The sequence below is a fragment of the Streptomyces hyaluromycini genome, from assembly GCF_002217755.1.
Lineage (GTDB): Bacteria > Actinomycetota > Actinomycetes > Streptomycetales > Streptomycetaceae > Streptomyces > Streptomyces hyaluromycini.
In genome coordinates, this window is record NZ_BCFL01000036.1 from 1 (window position 1) to 19,343 (window position 19,343).

General features: G+C 71.5%; 15 protein-coding genes. 8 read left to right on the forward strand and 7 right to left on the reverse strand.

All coding sequences use genetic code 11. The features are described from left to right. Positions 1–305: 305 nt before the first annotated feature. The 3 genes from SSP29_RS46060 to SSP29_RS46070 form a co-directional block, all read right to left on the reverse strand. Entirely contained in the window at positions 306–1,733 is a 1,428-nt protein-coding gene (locus SSP29_RS46060; protein WP_089106976.1) for an alkaline phosphatase family protein, read from the reverse strand. A gap of 431 nt (positions 1,734–2,164) precedes the next feature. Then, the gene (locus SSP29_RS46065; RefSeq protein ID WP_089106977.1) at positions 2,165–3,031 is read right to left on the reverse strand and encodes a TetR/AcrR family transcriptional regulator; all 867 of its coding nucleotides are present in this window, start codon (positions 3,029–3,031) and stop codon (positions 2,165–2,167) included. A 29-nt stretch (positions 3,032–3,060) separates the two neighbouring features. After that, positions 3,061–4,455: a flavin monoamine oxidase family protein gene (locus tag SSP29_RS46070; RefSeq protein WP_245883552.1), complete on the reverse strand. Its 1,395-nt coding sequence runs from the start codon at positions 4,453–4,455 to the stop codon at positions 3,061–3,063. Positions 4,456–4,613: 158 nt separating this feature from the next. On the opposite strand from SSP29_RS46070, the gene SSP29_RS46075 reads away from it, so the two are divergent. The 5 genes from SSP29_RS46075 (at position 4,614) to SSP29_RS46095 (ending at position 12,004) form a co-directional block, all read left to right on the forward strand. Beyond that, the gene (locus tag SSP29_RS46075) at positions 4,614–6,215 is read left to right on the forward strand and encodes an APC family permease (protein ID WP_150136238.1); all 1,602 of its coding nucleotides are present in this window, start codon (positions 4,614–4,616) and stop codon (positions 6,213–6,215) included. Between the two features lie 218 nt (positions 6,216–6,433). Beyond that, positions 6,434–8,590, forward strand: a complete 2,157-nt coding sequence (locus SSP29_RS46080; protein ID WP_089106979.1) for an acetate--CoA ligase family protein — start codon at positions 6,434–6,436, stop codon at positions 8,588–8,590. After that, positions 8,580–9,728: an acyl-CoA dehydrogenase family protein gene (locus SSP29_RS46085; protein ID WP_150136240.1), complete on the forward strand. Its 1,149-nt coding sequence runs from the start codon at positions 8,580–8,582 to the stop codon at positions 9,726–9,728. The genes SSP29_RS46080 and SSP29_RS46085 overlap by 11 nt, the downstream gene beginning before the upstream one ends. Before the next feature lie 45 nt (positions 9,729–9,773). Continuing rightward, positions 9,774–10,787, forward strand: a complete 1,014-nt coding sequence (locus SSP29_RS46090; RefSeq protein WP_089106981.1) for an NAD(P)H-dependent flavin oxidoreductase — start codon at positions 9,774–9,776, stop codon at positions 10,785–10,787. 278 nt (positions 10,788–11,065) lie between these two features. Continuing rightward, on the forward strand, positions 11,066–12,004 hold the full coding sequence (locus tag SSP29_RS46095; protein ID WP_245883559.1) for a L,D-transpeptidase: 939 nt from the start codon (positions 11,066–11,068) through the stop codon (positions 12,002–12,004). Here SSP29_RS46095 and SSP29_RS46100 read toward each other — a convergent pair. Continuing rightward, complete coding sequence (locus tag SSP29_RS46100; protein WP_089106983.1) at positions 11,975–12,895, reverse strand: EamA family transporter; 921 nt, start codon at positions 12,893–12,895, stop codon at positions 11,975–11,977. The genes SSP29_RS46095 and SSP29_RS46100 overlap by 30 nt on opposite strands. 48 nt (positions 12,896–12,943) lie before the next feature. On the opposite strand from SSP29_RS46100, the gene SSP29_RS46105 reads away from it, so the two are divergent. Together SSP29_RS46105 and SSP29_RS57785 are read left to right on the forward strand one after the other, a co-directional pair. Continuing rightward, entirely contained in the window at positions 12,944–13,468 is a 525-nt protein-coding gene (locus SSP29_RS46105; protein WP_089106984.1) for a MarR family winged helix-turn-helix transcriptional regulator, read from the forward strand. 311 nt (positions 13,469–13,779) lie between these two features. Then, on the forward strand, positions 13,780–14,313 hold the full coding sequence (locus SSP29_RS57785; protein WP_174856066.1) for an AAA family ATPase: 534 nt from the start codon (positions 13,780–13,782) through the stop codon (positions 14,311–14,313). Between the two features lie 190 nt (positions 14,314–14,503). On the opposite strand, the gene SSP29_RS46115 is transcribed toward SSP29_RS57785, so the two are convergent. Continuing rightward, positions 14,504–15,964, reverse strand: a complete 1,461-nt coding sequence (locus tag SSP29_RS46115; RefSeq protein WP_089106985.1) for a catalase — start codon at positions 15,962–15,964, stop codon at positions 14,504–14,506. Between the two features lie 392 nt (positions 15,965–16,356). On the opposite strand from SSP29_RS46115, the gene SSP29_RS46120 reads away from it, so the two are divergent. Continuing rightward, entirely contained in the window at positions 16,357–16,563 is a 207-nt protein-coding gene (locus SSP29_RS46120; protein WP_089106986.1) for a hypothetical protein, read from the forward strand. Between the two features lie 147 nt (positions 16,564–16,710). Here SSP29_RS46120 and SSP29_RS46125 read toward each other — a convergent pair whose 3' ends face one another. Together SSP29_RS46125 and SSP29_RS57790 are read right to left on the reverse strand one after the other, a co-directional pair. Next, positions 16,711–18,327, reverse strand: a complete 1,617-nt coding sequence (locus tag SSP29_RS46125) for a sodium/solute symporter (RefSeq protein WP_089106987.1) — start codon at positions 18,325–18,327, stop codon at positions 16,711–16,713. Then, positions 18,324–18,743 carry a DUF485 domain-containing protein gene (locus tag SSP29_RS57790; RefSeq protein WP_089106988.1) on the reverse strand — a complete coding sequence of 140 codons (420 nt, stop codon included), beginning with the start codon at positions 18,741–18,743 and terminating at the stop codon, positions 18,324–18,326. Before SSP29_RS57790 ends, SSP29_RS46125 begins: the two co-directional genes overlap by 4 nt. Positions 18,744–19,343: the final 600 nt, after the last annotated feature.

Genomic DNA, 19,343 nt, shown 5'->3' on the forward strand with positions numbered 1-19,343 from the left:
GGGGCTGTCCGGCGGATCATGCCGCAGACGCGGGGTCTGGCACGCCCACCTGCGGCGTTGTCGTCGGTCCCCGACGTCCCCCAGCCTTCGGCCGGGAGGTGCCCCCACCGCGTCGACTCCCTCCTTCGCCTTGCAGTTGGACGCACCAGACCCCGCTCACCTCGGCCGATCAGTCACCGCTGCTTCCCTGCGACTTGATCCGCCGGACAGCCCCTAGTGCGCCGGGTACCCGACACCCCGCCCGCCGGACTGCTCCTGCCGGCGGGCGGAGTCGGCCTGCTGGCCTTGTCGTTCCGCACAGGCGGTCAGGTGTGCGGGCGGTGGCCCTTCTCCTGACGGGGGTAGGTCTGGTCGTTCTGCGGGAGCGTGGGCTTGGGGAGGGTGGCGACCTCCTCCTTCGCCTTCTCCAGCTGCTCGGCGGTGTCGTGGGGGAGGCGGGGCGGGCGCGGCCGGGTGCTGCGGAAGCGGAAGGCGGTGGTGAGGTCGCCGAAGGTCTGCCGGCGCCAGTCGCTGACGTTGGGCTCCTCGACGCCGGTGAACCGCTCCAGGAACTGCAGCGCCGACGTGTGGTCGAAAGCCTCCGAGGCGACCCAGCCGCCCACCGTCCAGGGCGAGACGATGATGGCCGGCACCCGGAACCCGCCGCCGATCGGCAGTCCCCGGATGAACTCGTCCTTCGTGCCTGCCGGCGGGGTCGGCGGCGCCACGTGGTCGAACAGGCCGTCGTTCTCGTCGTAGTTGAGGATGAAGGCGGTCTTGCGCCACACCTTGGGGTTCGACGCGATGGCCTCGATCTTCGACGCCACGTAGTCGGCACCCGCGGCCGGCAGGTAGTCCGGGTGCTCGGACTGGTAGCTGGTGGGGCAGATCCACGACACCCTCGGGAGCCGGTCGCTGCGGGCGTCGTCCTCGAAGGTGCCGTGGGGCTGCGGGCGTACGCCCCGCTCGTACAGGTCGGAGCCGGGCTGTGCGTTCCTGAAGGTCGCGAACTGCTCCAGCATGTTGGTGCCGTAGTCGTCCTCCTCCTGGTACACCTTCCAGCTGACGCCGGCGGCCTGGAGGCGCTCGGCGTACGTGGTCCAGCGGTACGGCGTGGGCGCCACGTTGCTGATGATGGGGCCGCCCCGGGTGCCGCCGGGATCGATGGTCCCGGTCATCCACATCAGGCGGTTGGGCCAGGTGGGGCCGAAGACCGAGCAGAAGTAGTTGTCGCAGATGGTGAAGGTCTCCGCGAGGGCGAACTGGAAGGGGATGTCCTTGCGGGTGTAGTAGCCCATCACGTACGGGCCGTTGACGCCGTCGGCCCTGCGGTGGGCGGGCAGCCACTGGTCCATCCTGCCGTTGTTCCAGGCCTGGTGCTGCACGGACCAGGCGTGGCTGGTGGAGGGGATGGCCTGGGCACTCGACTTGTGCGTGTCGAGGTGGAAGGGCAGCAGATAGCCCTTGGGGTTGACGGCGTCGGGCTGGTAGAAGACGGACCGTCCGGAGTCCAGCTTCAGCGCGTGCGGGTCGGCGAAACCGCGGACACCGGACAGGGTGCCGAAGTAGTGGTCGAAGGACCGGTTCTCCTGCATCAGCATGACGACATGCTCGATGTCGTGCAGGGAGCCGTACTTCGGCGGTCCGGCGGCGACGGCCTTCTGGACGCTGGGCGGCAGCAGGGAAAGGGCCGCGGCACCGCCGATCGCGCCGACGGCGGAGCCCAGGAGTCTGCGGCGGGTCGGTCCAGCCATGGGTGCTCCTTCCTCGGGCTCCCCGACAGGAGAACCTTTGCGGGAGTGACGGCAGGCCCGGACACGCGGACGGGCCGCCGTTCACAGTGGGCCCCGGGCGGTGCGGTGCGTCAGGTGCGACCGGTGAACTCCGGGCCAACGCACGGAAGGACTTGGGCAAGCCGTTACGTGCAACACCCGCTTGTTGCACGGGTGTTGCCGAGCGTTGAGGAACGGTGTCCGTTACATGAATCTGGCGCGACCGGCATGCCACTCCTGGCGCCGGACCACTCTCCCGAACCCCATGCGAATGTGAAGCCGCGTCACGCGTCCAGCTGACGTTTCCCCCGGCTCCCTCTGCCGCCGGCCCGTCGCGTGTGGTCGGCCTCGGTGAGACCGCCGGCACGTCGGCGGCCCGGCACCGGGAGCGTCAAGGGGACGGCGAAGGCCGGTCAGGTCAGGTCGAGGTGTGGTTCGAAGGCCCGCAGCAGGAGCGAGCGCATACGGTCCGGCTGCATCTCGGTCGAGCTGGCGAGGATCTGGATCGCCAGGCCGTCGACCATCGCGGTGAACCGGTCGGCGAGTGCCTCGACGTCCGCCTCCGGTGCCAGGCCCTCGGACCGGCACTCGTGCAGCAGTTCCACCACGACCCCGTACCAGCCCGAGTAGATCCGGCGCTGTGCGGGCCGCAGCCGGGGTTCGAGCATCGCCTGGTTCCAGAACTGGATCCACACCGACCATTCGTCGATGTCGTCGGAGGCGACCGGCAGTTGCACCTCGATCAGGCGGCGCAGCTTGTCACGCGCGGAACTCGCCCGGCCGAACTCCTCGTCGAGCCGGTCGCGGAACCGCTGGGCGTAGTACTCGAGCGCGGCGTGCAACGCGGCTTCCTTGCTCGGGAAGTGGTAGTGCACCGTCGCGGTACTGGTCCCGCAGTACCGGGCGATGTCCGAGACGCGCACGTTGTGATAGCCGCGGCGGGCGATGAGCACGGTCGCGGCCTCCAGGATCTGGTCCCGCCGCTCCTGCGCCGTCACCGGCTGCGCCCGGTCCCGTCCGTTCTCGGGCGGGAGCACGGGCTCCGGACCGGTGCCCTCGACCAGATAGGCCGTGGAGACTCCGCAGGCCTTCGCGATGGCGGCGACCTCCTCGTCGCGCAGGCGCCGGGTCCCGCGCAGCGCCTTGGACAGGGCGGTGGGGTCCATTCCGATCCGGTGGGCGAGTTCGCGCTGGGAGACGGCGGCCGCCCGGATCGCCGTCCGTACCCGTCCCGGCAGATCGGCGGCCGCCGCAGCCGGCCGGTCCTCGATGCTGGTCATAACCCGGCCAGTATGTCAGGCAAGGCGGTTCACCCCGGTTGCCGGACAGCCGCCAGTGCGCCGATCACCTCGGCCGCGACGCGCTCACCAGAGGAGATCGCCCCGTCGATGTAGCCGTTCCACACCGAGGCGGTCTCGGTCCCCGCCCAGTGGACGAGTCCGGACGGCTCCCGCCACCCGTCCCTCCCGTACCGGGTCCAGCCCCCCGGGGTCACGAAGCACGCGTAGCCCCCGATGGTCCAGCCCGCCCGCGGCCAGATCTTCTCGACGTAGTCGACCGGCCGGTCCGCCCGGGTGCCGGCCACCGCGGACAGCGCGGCCAACACCTCGCGGCGCCGCTCGCTGTCGGTCGCGGTGGCCCAGCGGTCGAGCCGGTCGCCGTAGACGAACGCGACGAGCACACCGCGCGAGGCGTCCTCGGGAGAGTTGTCGAAGACCACGCTGACCGGGCTGTCGCCGTAGAGCGTCGCGATCCCGGAGCGGCCCGCCGCGCGCCAGAAGGGCTCCTCGTAGACGGCGTGCACCTTCGCGACCCGTCCCATCGGCGAGTGGCGCACCCAGCCGCGCCGTCCAGCGGGCAGCACCGGGTCGAACACGATCCGCTCGACCGCCGCCGGGGGCACCGCGACCACGGCCCGCCGTGCGCGGACGACGGTGTGGCCGGTGGTCACCGCCACGCCGTGCGCGGTCTGCCGGATCGACAGCACCGGATCGCCCAGCCGGATCCTTCCGTCCAGCGACTTCGCGAGCGCGTGGGCGACCGCGTCCGCCCCGTCGGAGAACCGGGCGTCCTGGGCGCAGCCGCGGGTCTCCATCAGCTGTTCGTACCCGCCGCCCGAGGCCAGGTAGAACAGCACGTGGAAGAAGGAGATCTCGCGCGGTTCGGCGCACCAGACGCCCTGCACCGCGAGCGCCAGCCGCAGCAGGGCGTCCTCGTCTTGGGTCTCCGCGCGGAAGAAGTCCTCGGCCGACAGGGCGTCGAACTCCGCGAACCGCGGGGTGGACCACGGCCGTTCGAGGTCGACGGTACGGGCGAGTCCGTCCAGCAGAGCGGTGACGCGTTCGTACTCCTCGATGCCCGGTCCGGCGTCGGGTGCGGCGCCCGCGTAGTCCACGCGGGTGCCGTCGGCGCGGATCTCGACGTGCCGCCCGGTCTCCCAGGTCGGGAACGTCCGGCAGCCGAACCGGGCCGCCAGCGCATGGAACCGTCGCTGGCTCGGCCCGATCCACTGACCTCCGAGGTCGAGGCGCACCCCCGACGGGCTCACCTGGCTGAACACGCGGCCGCCCACCCGGTCGGCGGCCTCCAGGACGACCACGTCGACCCCGGCGTCGGCGAGCCGCCACGCGGTGGTCAGCCCCGCGTATCCGGCGCCCACGACCACGACCTCGGTGTCGACGGCAGAAGCTTCTCGTGTTGTCACGCCGGTCACCGTGTCGCAATATTGACTCGCGAGTCAAGATGCCTCGCAAAATTGCGATCGAGGTCTTGACAGCAACTCCGGCCGCAGCCAGTCTGACTCGCCAATCAGTCATTGCGTTTTCTTGTCAGTACCCGTAAACCACTAGATCGGGAGTGGCAATGGCCTCGGATTCGCAACATCAACAGGACGGTCGGCCGGGCCGGGCGTCTGCACCCGCGCAGGAGCTCCACCGCGCCGCCGAGACGATCGACGTCGAGTCCTCGGACAAGGGCCTGCGCACCGGCGCGCTCGGCATGGCAACCAGCCTGATCCTCGCCGTGGCCTCCGCGGCGCCTGCCTACAGCCTCACCGCGACGCTGGCCTTCGTCGTGGGCTACGTCGGCTTCCAGGCCCCGGCCGTGGTGGTGCTGGCCTTCGTCCCGATCCTGTTCGTCTCCTTCGGCTATGCCGCGCTCAACCGGCGTGATCCGGACTGCGGCACGATCTTCACCTGGGCCACGCGGGCGCTGAATCCGAACCTCGGTTTCCTGGGCGGCTGGGCGATCATCGCCTCCTTCGTCCTCGTGATCGGCAGCCTCGCGCAGGTCGCCGGGCAGTACGTGTTCCTGCTGGCGGGCGCCGAAGGCATCGGTTCCGCACCGGCGGACTGGCGCGTGCTGCTGGCCGGGCTCGGCTGGCTCGCACTGATGACCCTCGTCTGCTACCGCGGTATCGAGATCGCGGCCGCCGTACAACGGGCCCTGCTGTTCCTGGAGTTCGGCATGCTCATGGTGCTGTCCGTCGTCGCCCTCGTCCGGGTGTACGCCGGCAACGCGCCGGCCGGGACCCGGCGGCCGAGCCTGTCCTGGCTCAACCCGTTCGAGGGCGCGTCCATGAGCGCGTTCGTCAGCGGGCTGGTACTGATGCTGTTCATCTACTGGGGATGGGAGACGGCGCTCACCGTCAACGAGGAGACCACCGACCGGCACCGCACCCCCGGACGTGCCGCGACCTACTCCACGATGCTGCTGGTCGCGCTGTACCTCGTCGCCACGTTCGCCGCGATCTCCTTCGCCGGCATCGGCGACACCGGGATCGGCCTGAACAACCCGGACAACTCGGGGGACGTCCTCTATGCCTTCGGCACCGCGGTGTTCGGGGCCGGTGGTTTCGGCTCGGTGCTGTGGCACCTGCTGATCCTCATGGTCCTCACCTCGGCGGCCGCCTCGACGGAGACGACCGTCCTCACCCTGAGCCGCACCATGCTGTCGATGGGGGACCAGGGCGCGCTGCCCCGCGCACTGGCCCGGGTGCACCCGCGCTACCGCATCCCGCACGTGGGCACGATCGCGGTCGGGGTCGTCGGCGCGGTGGTGTACGTCGCGATGAACTTCCTCGGCCACGGTCTCGTCATCGGCGACGCGGTGTCCGCCTGCGGGGTCCTGATCGCGTTCTACTACGGCCTCACCGGACTCACCTCGGCCTGGGTGCACCGCACCGAGCGGCGCCCCGGAGCGGCGGATCTCTGGATGGGCGTCGTCCTCCCCGCGATCGGCGGGGTGGTCCTGCTCGCCGCGGGAGCCTGGAGCCTGGTCCAGGCGTGGGATCCCGCCAACAGCGGTACGAGCTGGTCACTCCCGTTCTCCTCGGGCGCCCGCGTCGGCGGCACGTTCGCGATCGGCACCGGGACGATCCTGCTGGGGCTGCTCGCCCTGCTGATCTGCCGGAGCCGGTACCCCGGCTTCTTCGACCGTCGGCCGACCGCCGCGGCCCACACCTGAGTCCGGGACTGCCTTCGCTCGATTTTCGCCGAACTTCCTCTCGACACCGTGAGGTTGGTTGCTCATGCTCCTGCCAGGCGCGAGGCGGCCCGCCTGTCGGGTCGTCGATCCCGCCACCGGTGAACCGGTCCGCTCCCTGTCCGTCCGGCGGCACAGCTCACCCCTCCGGCCGGCCCGGGACCTCCGCACCCACGCCCCCCGAATCCGGGAGACCACCCGTGTCCTTTCCCCAGGCCTTCGTCGACCCCTCGTCCGTCGCCGTCGTCGGTGCCACCGAGGACCGCGCCAAATGGGGCTACTGGCTCGCCACCGGTGCCCTCGCGGGAGCCGGCCGACGGGAGGTGCGGCTGGTCAACCGCCGCGCCGCACAGGTCCTCGGCCGGCCCTGCCGTGCGACGGTGGGCGACCTGCCGGAGACCCCCGACCTCGTCGTCCTGTGCGTGCCGTCCGAACACGTTCTCCCGGTCGTCCGGGACGCCCTCGCCAAGGGATGCCGCGCCTTCCTCTCGATCACCGCGGGACTCGGCTCCGACGAGGCCGAACTCGCCGCGATGCTGCGCCGGGCCGGCGCACGGATGATCGGGCCGAACAGCCTCGGGTTGTTCAACGCCGCCACGAACCTCCGGCTCGCCTGGGGGAACTTCGCGCCCGGGAGCCTGGCGATCGTCTCGCAGAGCGGTCAGCTCGGCTCCGAGATCGCCGGCCTCGGAGCACGGGCCGATCTCGGCGTGTCGCGGTTCTACTCGGTCGGCAACCAGCTCGACGTGGGAGCCGCCGACGTACTCGAATCCCTCGTCGCCGACGAGCACACCACCACGGTGGCGCTCTATCTGGAGAGCTTCGCCGACGGCACCCGGATCGTCACGGCCCTCGGAGCCCTCCGCCGGGCCGGCAAGCACGTGCTGGTGCTCGCCACCGGTGCCAGCGAGGGCAGCCGTCGGCTCGCGCGGTCCCACACCGGGTCGATGACCTCGGCGCTCGACGTCGTCGACGCGGCGTGCCGCGCCGCCGGAGCCCTCCGGGTGGCGACGCCGCGCGAACTCGTCGATGTGGCCCGGGTGCTGGACGTGACCGCTCCGCCGGGCGGCCGCCGGGTCGCGATCATCAGCGACAGCGGCGGTCAGGGAGGGATCGCCGCCGACCTCGCCGCCGCCCACGGGCTCCGCGCGCAGGTCTTCACCGACGGGCTCCAAGCCGCCCTGCGGGCCGTGCTCCCCGCCGCCGCGGCGGTGTCCAACCCGGTGGACCTCGCGGGCGCGGGAGAGGCGGATCTCCAGGTCTACGCGAAGGTCGCCGAGCTGGTGGCCGCCTCCGGCGAGGTCGACTCGGTCGTCCTGTCGGGATATCTCGGTTGCTACGGCGAGGACGCACCGAGCCTCGTGGGCGCCGAGTCCGCCGTGATCGACCGCCTCGGCCGGCTCCACCGGGCGGACGCGGCGCGCGTGCCCCTGATCGTGCACAGCATGAGCGCCGCTTCGCCCGCGGTCAGTCGGCTACGGGAGCACCGCGTCCCGGTCTTCGACACCATCGACGCGGCCCTGGGCGCGCTGGACCGTGCGACCCGTCTGGGCGGCCGGCCCCGCCGCGCCCCGGCGACCGAGCGGAGCGGACCGGGCGCCCCGGCGGTCGAGCCGATCGGAGCGGCCGTCCCGGAGCCCGGATACTGGGCGGCTCGCGCGTTCCTGACGGCACTCGGCATCGCGATGCCCGAGGCGAGACGGGTCACCGACGCGACCGGGTTCGCGGCGGCCTGCGCGTCCCTGCGGCCGCCCCTGGTCCTCAAGGCCGGCTGGATCGAGCACAAGAGCGAACACCAGGCCGTCAGAACCGGACTGGGCCCGGACACCGCCGCGGCGGCGTTCCGCGAGATGCACGAGCGGCTCGGCCCGGGCGAGTACGTCGTGGAGGAGCAGGACACCCGGCCGGGCGTCGTCGAGATGCTGATCGGCGCCCGCCGGGACCGTGACTTCGGTCCGACCGTGGCCGTGGGCCATGGCGGGGTCCACGCCGAACTCTGGCGGGACGTGTCCGTCGAGCTGGCACCGGTCGACCGGCACACGGCGGCCGGGATGCTCGACCGCCTGCGCTCGCGCCGGCTGCTGGACGGCTGGCGGGGACAGCCGGCGGTCGACGTCGAGGCGCTGATCGACGCGATCGTCGCCGTGTCCGGGGCGATCGCGGCCACCACCGGCGTGGCGGACATCGAGGTGAACCCGATCCGGGTCGGGCCCGAGGGCGCCCTGGCCGTGGACGCACTCGTCCTCTCCCGTTCCGCACCAGAAGCCGCACCGGAAGCCGCACCGGAAGTCTCCGGGGTGAACGGCCACCGGGAAACCACCGAGAAGCAGGAGAAATCGCGTGAGCATGTCCACTGAACCCTGGCCGCTGACCGATGAGCAGCGAGCGATCGTCGAGCTGTGCCGGGAGTTCGCCGCGAACGAGATCCGGCCCCGTGGACGCGAGGTCGACGAGCGTGACATCGAGTCGCCGCTGGACATCTTCCGGGCCGCGGCCAAGGTCGGCATCACCGACTTCATGCTGCCCGAGGAGTACGGCGGGGGCGGCTTCACCGATGTCGTGACCCAGTGCCTGGTCCAGGAGCAGATGTGCTGGGGCGACCCGGGCATCGGCAACTTCGTCTGCTCCAACGGGTTCTTCGCCGACCCGCTGCTCGCACTGGGCACCGACCGGCAGAAGTCGGAGTGGCTGCGTCCGCTCGCCGGCCCGAACCCGCTCTACACCGCGCTGGCGACGACCGAACCGGGCGCGGGTTCCGACGCCGCGTCCATCGCCACCACCGCCGTCCGGGTCGACGGCGGCTACTCGATCAGCGGCCAGAAGGCGTGGATCTCCAACGCCGGCCTCGCCGACCAGTACGTGGTCTTCGCCAAGACCGACCCCACCCGGGGCTCCTCGGGGGTCACCGCCTTCCTGCTGCGCAAGGGTGCCGAGGGGATGACGTTCGGCGAGCCCATGCGCAAGATGGGCCAGCGCGCCATCGTCTGCCGCGAGATCTTCTGCGACTCGGTCTTCGTACCCGAGTCCGACCGTCTCGGCGACGAGGGGCAGGGCTTCCGCGGCCTGATGAGGACGTTCGACATCTCGCGCATCGTGCTGGCCGCCGCGGCGACCGGAGCGGCGCGCGCGGCCTACGAGTACGCGCTCCAGTACGCCAGGGAGCGCAACCAGTTCGGCAAGCCGATCATCGAGCACCAGGCCGTCGCGTTCCGGCTGGCCGACATGGCGACCCGCATCGAGTCCGCCTGGCTGCTCACCCTGCACGCGGCACGCCGGATGGACGCCGGAGCCGACGCCACCAAGCTCGCCGCCATGGCCAAACTGCAGGCCTCGGAGACCGCGATGGCCGTGACCTGGGGCGCCGTCCAGACCCTCGGCGGATGGGGCTACTCGCGCGAGTTCCCGGTCGAGCAGTGGATGCGCGACGCCAAGCTGGAGGAGATCGAGGAGGGCACCTCGGACATCATGCGGCTGATCATCTCGCGACGACTCTGACGCCCCCGAAGCCTGTGACGTCTCTGCCCCTGCAACAGGAGTGACATGACCTTCCACAACGAGTTCACGGAGATGTTCGGGGTCGAACACCCCATCGTGTGCGGCGGAATGCTCGCGGTGGGCACCGCGGAGCTGATCTCGGCCGTCGCGAACGCCGGCGCGCTCGGGTTCCTGAGCGCGCTGACCCAGCCCAGCCCGGAGGCGCTCGCCCGGGAGATCGCGCGCTGCCGTGAACTGACCGACAGGCCGTTCGGCGTCAACCTCACCATCCTGCCTACCATCGAACCGGTGCCGTACGACGACTACCGGGCGGTCATCATCGACTCGGGCGTGAAGGTCGTGGAGACGGCCGGCAGCAACCCCGCACCGCACCTGCCGGCGTTCAGACAGGCCGGGGTGAAGGTCGTGCACAAGGCCGTCGCCGTCCGGCACGCCCTGAAGGCCGAGGCGCTCGGCGTCGACGCCGTGAGCATCGACGGATTCGAGTGTGCCGGGCATCCCGGCCAGGACGACGTCCCCGGCCTCGTCCTGATCCCGGCCGCAGCCCGCAGGCTGCGCATCCCGGTCATCGCGTCGGGCGGGTTCGCCACCGGCGCCGGCCTCGTCGCGGCCCTCGCGCTCGGGGCGTGCGCGATCAACATGGGAACCCGGTTCGAGGCGACCGAGGAGGCGCCCGTCCACCCCAACGTGAAGGCGCGGATCGTCGCGAACGACGAGCGCGGGACCCAGATCGTGTTCCGGGAGTTCGGCAACACCGCCCGGGTGGCGCGGAACTCGGTCTCGCAGGACATCGCCCGCCTGGGCGCGCGCCCCGGGGCCGTCTTCACCGACGTCGCCGAGCTCGCCTCCGGGAGACGCGGCAGGCAGCGGGTGCTGCGCGAGGGCGATGTCGAGGGCGGAATGTGGTGGGCCGGTCAGGCACAAGGCCTCATCGACAGCGTGGAGAGCTGCGAGACGGTGGTCCGCACCATCGTGGCGGACGCCGAGGGCATCATCCGCGGCCGCCTCCACCGCCAGCTCGCACCGGCACCCGACATGACCCCGGCCGTGGCCGGCTGACCTGCCGCGGTTCCGGTTGCCACCCGGTACCCGGGCGACGGGACTCGCGCGACGCGAGACGGGCGGCGGGAGCGGCCGGCCCGCGTCGCGCTCCTCGCGGGTTCCCGTCCGGTGCCGCGTACCGCGTCTTGATCCAAGTTTTACGTCCCGTGCGGAACTGCATGGCCTGCTGCGGGTGTCTGACGGACAGTGGGGCCTGTCGAGGCCGCGGAGCGAGAGTGGGGCAGGGCGTGGGACGGCGCAAGGGCGGCATAGGCATCGCAGTCGGTACGGTCGCAATGCTGGTGGGCGTGACCGCCTGCGGCGGGGGCGGCACCGACAAGGCGAGCGGGAACGACGCAAAGGCGTCGGTGAAGCCGAGCGCGAGCGCCTCGCCGTCGCCGACGAAGCCCGCGGGTCCGCCGATGCTGCTGGACACGATCACCCCGCAGACGGGCGCCACGGTCGGCGTGGCCATGCCGATCTCGGTGATCTTCACGAACCCGGTGGCGGCCAAGGCCAAGGCCACGGTCGAGAAGCACATGAAGATCAGCACCTCGCAGCCGGTGGTCGGCGCCTGGCACTGGATGGGCGACCGGCGCGCCGACTGGCGGCCGAAGACGTACTGGCCCTCCGGCACCAAGGTGAAGATCGACGCCGACATGACGGGCGTCAGCAACGGCAACGGACGCTACGGCGTGCACGGTTACACCCACACCTTCACCATCGGCGACGACGTGCGGGCCGATGTCTCGGTGACCGGCCACACCATGAAGGTGACCCGCAACGGCCAGGCGGTGCGGACCCTGTCGATCAACGCGGGCAGCGCCCAGTACCCGACGTGGGACGGCACGATGGCCGTCATCGACAAGCAGGAGAAGGTCCACATGACCTCCTGCAGCGTCGGCATCAGCTGCGACAAGGGCAGCCCCAACTTCTACGACCTGACGCTGCCCTGGGACGTCCACCTGACCCAGTCCGGTACGTACGTCCACTACTCGACCGGTGACCCCAACCCGGGCAGCGGCAGCGCCCGCGGTTCGCACGGCTGCGTCCACCTGTCCCTGTCGGACGCCAAGTGGTTCTACGGAGTGGTCAAGCAGGGCGACCCCGTCACCATCACCGGCTCGCCCCGCGGCAAGGCCCCGGCCGACAACGGCTATGCCGACTTCAACCTGGGCTGGGACCAGTGGCTCACGGGCAGCGCGTCAGGACAGCAGACGACCACTGCGCTCTGACCCGTGGCGGGACGGATGCCGGATCCCTTCCTGGGGAGGCGGCCCGTCCCGCCTGGTCCTGCCCAGCACGACGCCGGCCAGGACCAGGACCAGTCCGCACAGCTGCTGAACGGTCAGCACCTCCCCGGCGGCCACCGTGCCGAGCAGTACGCCCGTGACGGGGTTGAGCAGGCCTATCAGCCCGACGGTTCCCGCGGACAGGTGCCGTAGACCGGTGAACCAGGCGACGAAGGCCAGCGCGGTGGCGACCAGGGAGACGTAGCCGAACGCGAGGAGGGCCGGCGCGGAGAGCGCGGGCGGAGCGCCCTCGACCAGCGCGGCGACCGGGAGCAGGAAGAGACCGCCGGCCGTGAGCTGCCAGGCGGTCGAGGCGAGCACGTCGGTGCCGACGCTCCACCTCTTGTTCAGGACGTGCCCGAAGGCCGACACCAGCATGGCGGCGGCCGAGGCCAGGACTCCCGGAACGCTCGTGCCGTCCACCCCCGTGAGCAGCATGAGACAGACCCCGCCGAGCCCGACCACGGCACAGGCCAGTTGGGCGGCCCGGGGCCGTTCGGACACCAGGGGCCAGGCCATGAGCATCATCGTCAGCGGGGACACGGCCATGACGGTCGAGGCGACGCTCGTCGGAAGCAGCTGGGAGGCCGCGTAGACGAGGACGAAGAACACGCTCATGTTGAGCAGCCCCAGCACCGCGGACCGCCACCACCACGCGCCGCGCGGCCGCCGCCTGCGCAGGGCCAGCAGGACGAGGCCGGCCGGCAGCGCCCGCAGGGCGGCCCCGTAGAGCGGCCGGTCGGCCGGCAGGAACTCGTGGGTCACGTAGTAGTTGGCCCCCCAGGCCACCGGCGCCACCGCGGTGAGCGTCACCCAGCGTGAATTAGCTTCCATGGAAGACAATATAGCTTCCCGGGAAGCTAAAATGGCTATCATGGGTGCATGAAGCACGGTGAACCGACCGACCGCGTGGCCCGCATCCAGGCCGACTGGCGCCGTGAGCGGCCCGACGTCGACATCACGCCGCAGGGGGTGATCGGCCGACTGCACCGCCTGGCCGGCCGACTCACCGAGGAACTCTGCCTCGTCTACGGCCGCTACGGCCTCAGCGAGGGGGAGTTCGACGTCCTGTGCGCCCTGCGCCGGGCGGGGGAGCCCTACGAGCGGGCGCCCGGCGAGCTCGCCGCGCACACCATGGTCACCACCGGCGCGATGACGAAGAGGATCGACCGCCTGGAACGCGCCGGGCTGGTCACCCGCCGCCGTTCCGACGACGACCAGCGCGGCCGCATCGTCGCCCTCACCGCACCGGGGCGCGAACTCATCGACCGGGCCTTCACCGACCACATGCGCAACGAACGCCGCCTGGTGGACCTGCTGACGCCCGCCGAGGCCGAATCGCTCGAAGCGGTGCTCACCGCCTGGCTCTCCCGCATGGAGGATCCGCGGACTCCCGGCGGCGAGTGACCGGCTCCTTCCCGGCAGCGCGGCAACGGCCGGGTCCCGGCCGAACCGAGGGGCTGGGGAGGGCCGCCTACCTGGACGGTCCGCTGCACCTGCTGGAAGGACGTCCCCTCGCCGCGGTCAACGGTGTCGAGACGACGGAACCCGGCACCACCGGCTCCGGCCGGCTGGACCGGGCCCGCCACGGGGCACTCGAACTCCGCGACCTCTGCGCGGCGTTGGACGAGCACCGGACCCGCTCCTGCGCGGAACACCGACTGGCCCTCACCGCCTTGCCGGTCGAACCGTTCGGAGCAGGTAGCGTGCTCGCCGTGATGGTGGGCACCGAGGAGACCCGGCTGGTCGTGTTGCGCGGCAACAGCGCGTCGGGCAAGTCGTCGGTCGCGGCCGGTCTGCGGGAGCGGTTCGGCCGGGGGCTGGCCCTGGTCGGCCAGGACAACCTGCGCCGGGTCGTCCTGCGCGAGCGGGACCGGCCGGGGGCCGCCAACATCGGGCTGATCGACCTGACCGCCCGCTACGCCCTCGACGCCGGGTACCACGTCGTCGTGGAGGGCATCCTGTACGCCGACCACTACGGTGCCATGCTCACCCGGCTGCGCGCCGACCACCGCGGCCCGACGCACGCCTACTACCTGGACGTGCCGTTCGAGGAGACCCTCATCCGGCACGCGTCCAAGCCCCAGGCGGACGAGTACGGCGAGGCGGAGATGCGCAGCTGGTACCGGGAACGCGATCTGCTGCCCGGCGGCTTCGAGACCGTCATCGGCGCCGGCAGCACGCTGCCCGGGACGGTCGGCCGCATCATGCGCGACACCGGCCTGGCAGCCCTCCCGGCCCTGGACCGCTGAAGTCCCCCGCCTTGATGATGCGCGCCGCGCTGATCGTCGTACCCGGCACCCTCGCCTTCCTCCTGCTGCTCTGCACGGCCTTGTGAACGCCCTGGTCCGCTCCACGGCACCGCACGGCCCGACCTCGGCGCTCGAACTCGACGACGATGCCGGGCGCCCAGCCGTGGAGCGGCCCGTCGGCCTCGGGGTGCTACTCGTCGGCCTTGGCCCGTACGCCGTCGGCGATGCGCTTGCCGATCGCCTCGTCGATGTTCGACCAGTAGGCGAAGGCGCGCTGCAGGACGGGGTCGGTGACGCCGTCGAGGAGATGGCCGACGACGTTGCCGACCAGCCGGTCCCGGGCGGCGTCGTCCAGGACCTCCCGCACCAGCGTGCCGGGCTGGCCCCAGTCGTCGTCCTCGGGATGGGAGACGTAGGCGGCGCGGACGATCTCGCCGTCCGCCTCCCAGGTGGGCGGCGGGCCGAAGGCGGACGGGTCGGCGGCGGGGCCGCCCTTGGAGTTCGGGGCGTACACCGGATCCGACGTCTTCCGGTAGGCCATCGCCCCGTCCTTCGAGTAGGTGTGGACGTCGACGATGGGCGCGTTCACCGGGAGCTGCTGGTAGTTGGCGCCGATCCGGTGCCGGTGGGCGTCCGCGTAGGAGAACAGCCGGGCCAGCAGCATCCGGTCCGGGCTGGGCCCGATCCCGGGAACGAAGTTGTTGGGCTGGAACGCCGCCTGTTCGATCTCGGCGTGGTTGTCCGTCGGATTGCGGTCCAGAGTCATCCGGCCGACCGGGACGAGCGGATAGTCGCCGTGCGGCCACACCTTGGTGAGGTCGAACGGGTTGAAGCGGTAACCCGCTGCCTCCGCGTACGGCATGAGCTGCACGTACAGGGTCCAGCTGGGGAACTGGCCGTCACGGATGTGCTCGAACAGGTCGCGCATGTGGTAGTCCGTGTCGACGGCGGCCATCTGGTCGGCGTCGTGCTGGGTGAAGAACTCGATGCCCTGGTCGGTCTTGAAGTGGTACTTCACCCAGAACCGCTCGCCCTTGGCGTTGATCCACATGTACGTGTGCGAAGTGTAGCCGTTCATGTGGCGCCAGGTCCGCGGGATGCCCCGGTCGCCCATCAGCCAGGTCACCTGGTGGGCGGACTCCGGGGAGAGCGTCCAGAAGTCCCACTGCATGTCGTGGTCGCGCAGGTTGCTGTCCGCACGGCGTTTCTGGGACCGGATGAAGTGCTGGAACTTCATCGGGTCCTTCACGAAGAAGACCGGCGTGTTGTTGCCGACCATGTCGTAGTTGCCCTGACTGGTGTAGAACTTCACCGCGAAGCCGCGGGGGTCGCGCCAGGTGTCGGGACTGCCGCGCTCACCGGCGACCGTCGAGAAGCGTATGACCAGGTCGGTGCGGGTGCCGGGCTGGAAGACGCCGGCCATGGTGTAGGCGCTGACGTCGTCGGTCACCTCGAAATGACCGAACGCGCCGCTTCCTTTGGCATGCGGCTGGCGCTCGGGTATCCGCTCCCGGTTGAACTGCGCCATCTGCTCGATCAGATAGGCGTCCTGCAGCAGGACCGGCCCCCCGGGCCCCACGGTCAGCGAGTGCTCGTCGCTCTCGACGGGGGCACCGGAGTCGGTCGTGGTCAGGGGTGGCTTCTGCGTCATGACTCTGCCTTTCTCCACAGGGAGCAGTGGGTGCCGGGCCTTGCGGGCCGCACGGGGCTTGCGGACTCTGCTGGTGTCCGAGGACCGGCAGGTTCACCCGTGGCCTCGTCCCGGCACGGCGCCGTACAGGTGCGCTGGCGTCCTTGCGGCCTTCCTGTCCGGAGCCCTCCGGCCCCGACGGAACGGGTGACCCCGCGGGAGCGAGGCAAACACCGTGCGAACGGCCCCCAGCGCCCGGGTCTCCTACCCGTGGCGACCCTGCCCGGGCCCGGCTCTCCGGCATCCAGCCTGGTCCCACCGGGCCGCAGCCGCCACTTGGGCGCCACGGGTGTATTTCCGAGGTGAGTGGCCGCCGGTCGTGTCCCCGGCCGGAGACGGTCGTTCCTCAGGGCATGAAGAGGATCATCACTGCCACCGCGCTCGCTCTGACGGGCCTGGCTCTCGCCGCCCCCGCCCACGCTGACGGATCCGCCTCCGGCCCGTCGCGTGACCTGGCCACCAAGGTCGCCGGGGCGCTGCCCAAGGCCGCGGTGGCGGGTCTCAACGCGGCTGCCACGTCCATGACCACCGGCCTGCAGGACCCGCCCCCGGCCAGGTAGGCCCCGGGCCAGGTGGACCCCTGGCCGTCCACGCCGTCCCCGACCCCGTCCCGACCGCGCCCTCGACGCGGAGCCGGCGCCATTCCGGCCGCCCGCCCCAGGTCGGGGGCGACCTCTCTCGTACGTACGTCCGCGCCTGGCCAGGCCCTACTGGGGCGAGTGCCGTGGCGGCGGCCCGGTGAGCAGACGGTGCTCGTGGGACGCGTAGCGACTGCGTTCGCGGTCGGTGGCCCGCCGGCCGGCCAGAACGGTGGTGAGCCAGCCGGCGAGAAAGCCCGCGGGCACGGAGACGAGCGCGGGCGTGTTGTAGGGGAACCAGGCGAAGTCAGCGTCCGGGAAGGCGGACAGCGGCGTCCCCGAGACCAGGGTGGTGCCGGGGGCCAGGGCGAGCACGCTCAGCGAGCCCACGACGAGGGTGGCCAGGAGCGCGGTGCGTGTGTACCGGCGCCAGAAGAGGGTGTAGAGGAGTGCGGGGGCGATGGCGGAGGCGCCGAGGGTGAAGGAGACCGTCGCCAGGGGCTGAAGGCTGTGCCCTTGGGCGAGGACGGCCAGGAGCACGGTGGGGACGCCGACGGCCAGGGCACTGCACCGGGCGAGCACGAGTTCCCGGGCCGGCGCCCACGGCGTGGCGCGGGACGCGGTCAGGTCGTGGGCGAGGGTGTTGGCGCAGGCCAGCGTCATGCTCGCGATGGAGGCGAGGAGGGTGAGGAAGACGGCGGTGGTGACGGTGGCGAAGAGCAGGCTCTCCGGCCTGGACAGACCCGTTCCGAACGCGGCGCGGGCGCCGAGCAGGTAGGCCGTCGTGCCGTGCGCGTCGGCGGCGGCGATGCGGTCGTGCCCGACCAGCGCGGTCGCGCCGGTGCAGACCAGGGTGAGCATGAGGATGAACAGGGTCACCGAGGAGACCGCCCAGGACATCGCACGGCGGACCTGGCGCGGCGTGCCCGCCGTGTACATCCGCATGGTGACGTGCGGCAGGCAGGCGCCGCCCAGCACGATGGCGCACTGGGTGCTGGCCATGTCCAGGGCCGGATGCGGGCTGCTGGAGTACTGCAGTCCCCAGGTCAGATAGGCGTTCCCCGCCCCGCTCCGCCGGGCCGCCGCGTGGAACAGCGCCTGGGGCTGCCAGTCGAACGCGCGCAGGATCAGCACGCTCACGACCAGCCCGGAGCCGAGCAGCGCCACGGTCTTGATGATCTGGACCAGCGCGGTGCCGGGCATCCCGCCCAGCGCCGCATAACTGATCATGAGGACTCCGGCCCCGGCAATGCACCCGCTCTTCATACCGGGGTCGGTGAACCCGAGGACGTAGGCCAGGAGTTCACCGACCCCGGCGAGCTGGACGACCATCATCGGGACGAGGGCGGCCAGGGTGACCAGGCAGGCCGTGACGCGTACCGACCGGGCCGGATGGCGGCGGGCCAGTGCGTCGCCCATGGTGTAGCGGCCGGTGTTGTGGAGGGGTTCGGCCAGCAGGAACATCAGCAACAGCAGGGACAGCAGGGCGCTGAGAGCCAGGACGATGCCGTCGAAGCCGCACAGGGCGATGATCCCCCCGATGGTGAGCACGGTGGCGGCGGAGATGTAGTCACCGGCGACGGCCAGCCCGTTGCGCAACGGTGAGAGGGACCGGTAACCGGTGTAGAACTCGGCGAGGTCGTCCGCCTCCGGACCGGTGAGCACGCACAGCAGCAGGGTGAGGGCGACGACCGAGCAGAACGCGACGAGGGACCAGGACTGGGCGGTGCCGCCGAACCCGGTCACGGCGTCTGCTCCCGGTCCGCGACGGACACGTGCGTCTGACGGCGGGCGCGGCGCGCCAGGGGATCCACGAAGCGGTGCGCGGCGGCTTCGTGGACGAGGACCGCCAGCCAGGTGACGGGAATCTGGGCGAGGGCCAGGAGCAGCCCGGTGGGCAGGCCGCCCGGGCCGGGGCGGGCCATCAGGGAAGGCGCCTTGACGGTCAGGGTGAGGAAGGCGGCGAAGTAGCCGAGGGCGGTGACGGTCGCCACACGCCGGTGCCAGCGGTACGCCCGCCGCAGCAGGCGGAGGGTGCGATGGGCGCCGGAGCGAGGGCCCGTCGGGCGGGCGCCATGCGGCTCCTCGCCGGTCGACCAGGTCGGGGACGGGCGGTCGTACGGGGGCCACGTCGAGGGTAATTCAGGGACATCATCGGACATTTCGGCGGCTCCTCGGTGGGGACCGGGCCCGGCCGTGGCGGGCTGTGAGGCGGGAGAGCGGTTCGGGCGGCCGCACGCCGTGCGGCCGGGAGGTCGTGGGAAGCCGTGTGCGCCGGTCGTTGAGGACGCCGTCTCGCGGGGGAGCGGTCGGGTGAGCAGGGCGCCATGGTCTCCGGCGCGGGCGCGGCGCGCCAGAGGTGCGGCCGGAGTCGCCGGGGGCGGTCCGCGGTGCGTGGGGCTGACGTTGGGATCTCTGGCGGGAGCGGAAGAAGCATGGGCGGAGTGCGAGGTGGCGCGATCGCTTCGAGAAGCGCGCCGTCGCACACCCCATGAGCCGGGGTCCGCCCGCCGGTTGGCCCACCCGTGAGGGGCGCGGCTGTGACGCACTTCATGGGTGGCGTGAGTCTCGGCCGACGGCTCGGCCCGCACGCTGCCCAACTTCCTGAAGGTGTAAGGGGTTTGCTCGGCAACGATCTGGGCCGGGTGGTCGCGCACCCCTGCCGTGCCAACGCGGAACGGAACCTTCAGGGCTTCCTTGGTACATGAGACAGGCCAGGAGTTGTCGAATGCGAAGTACATTGCAATGGCAGCGTCTTGACC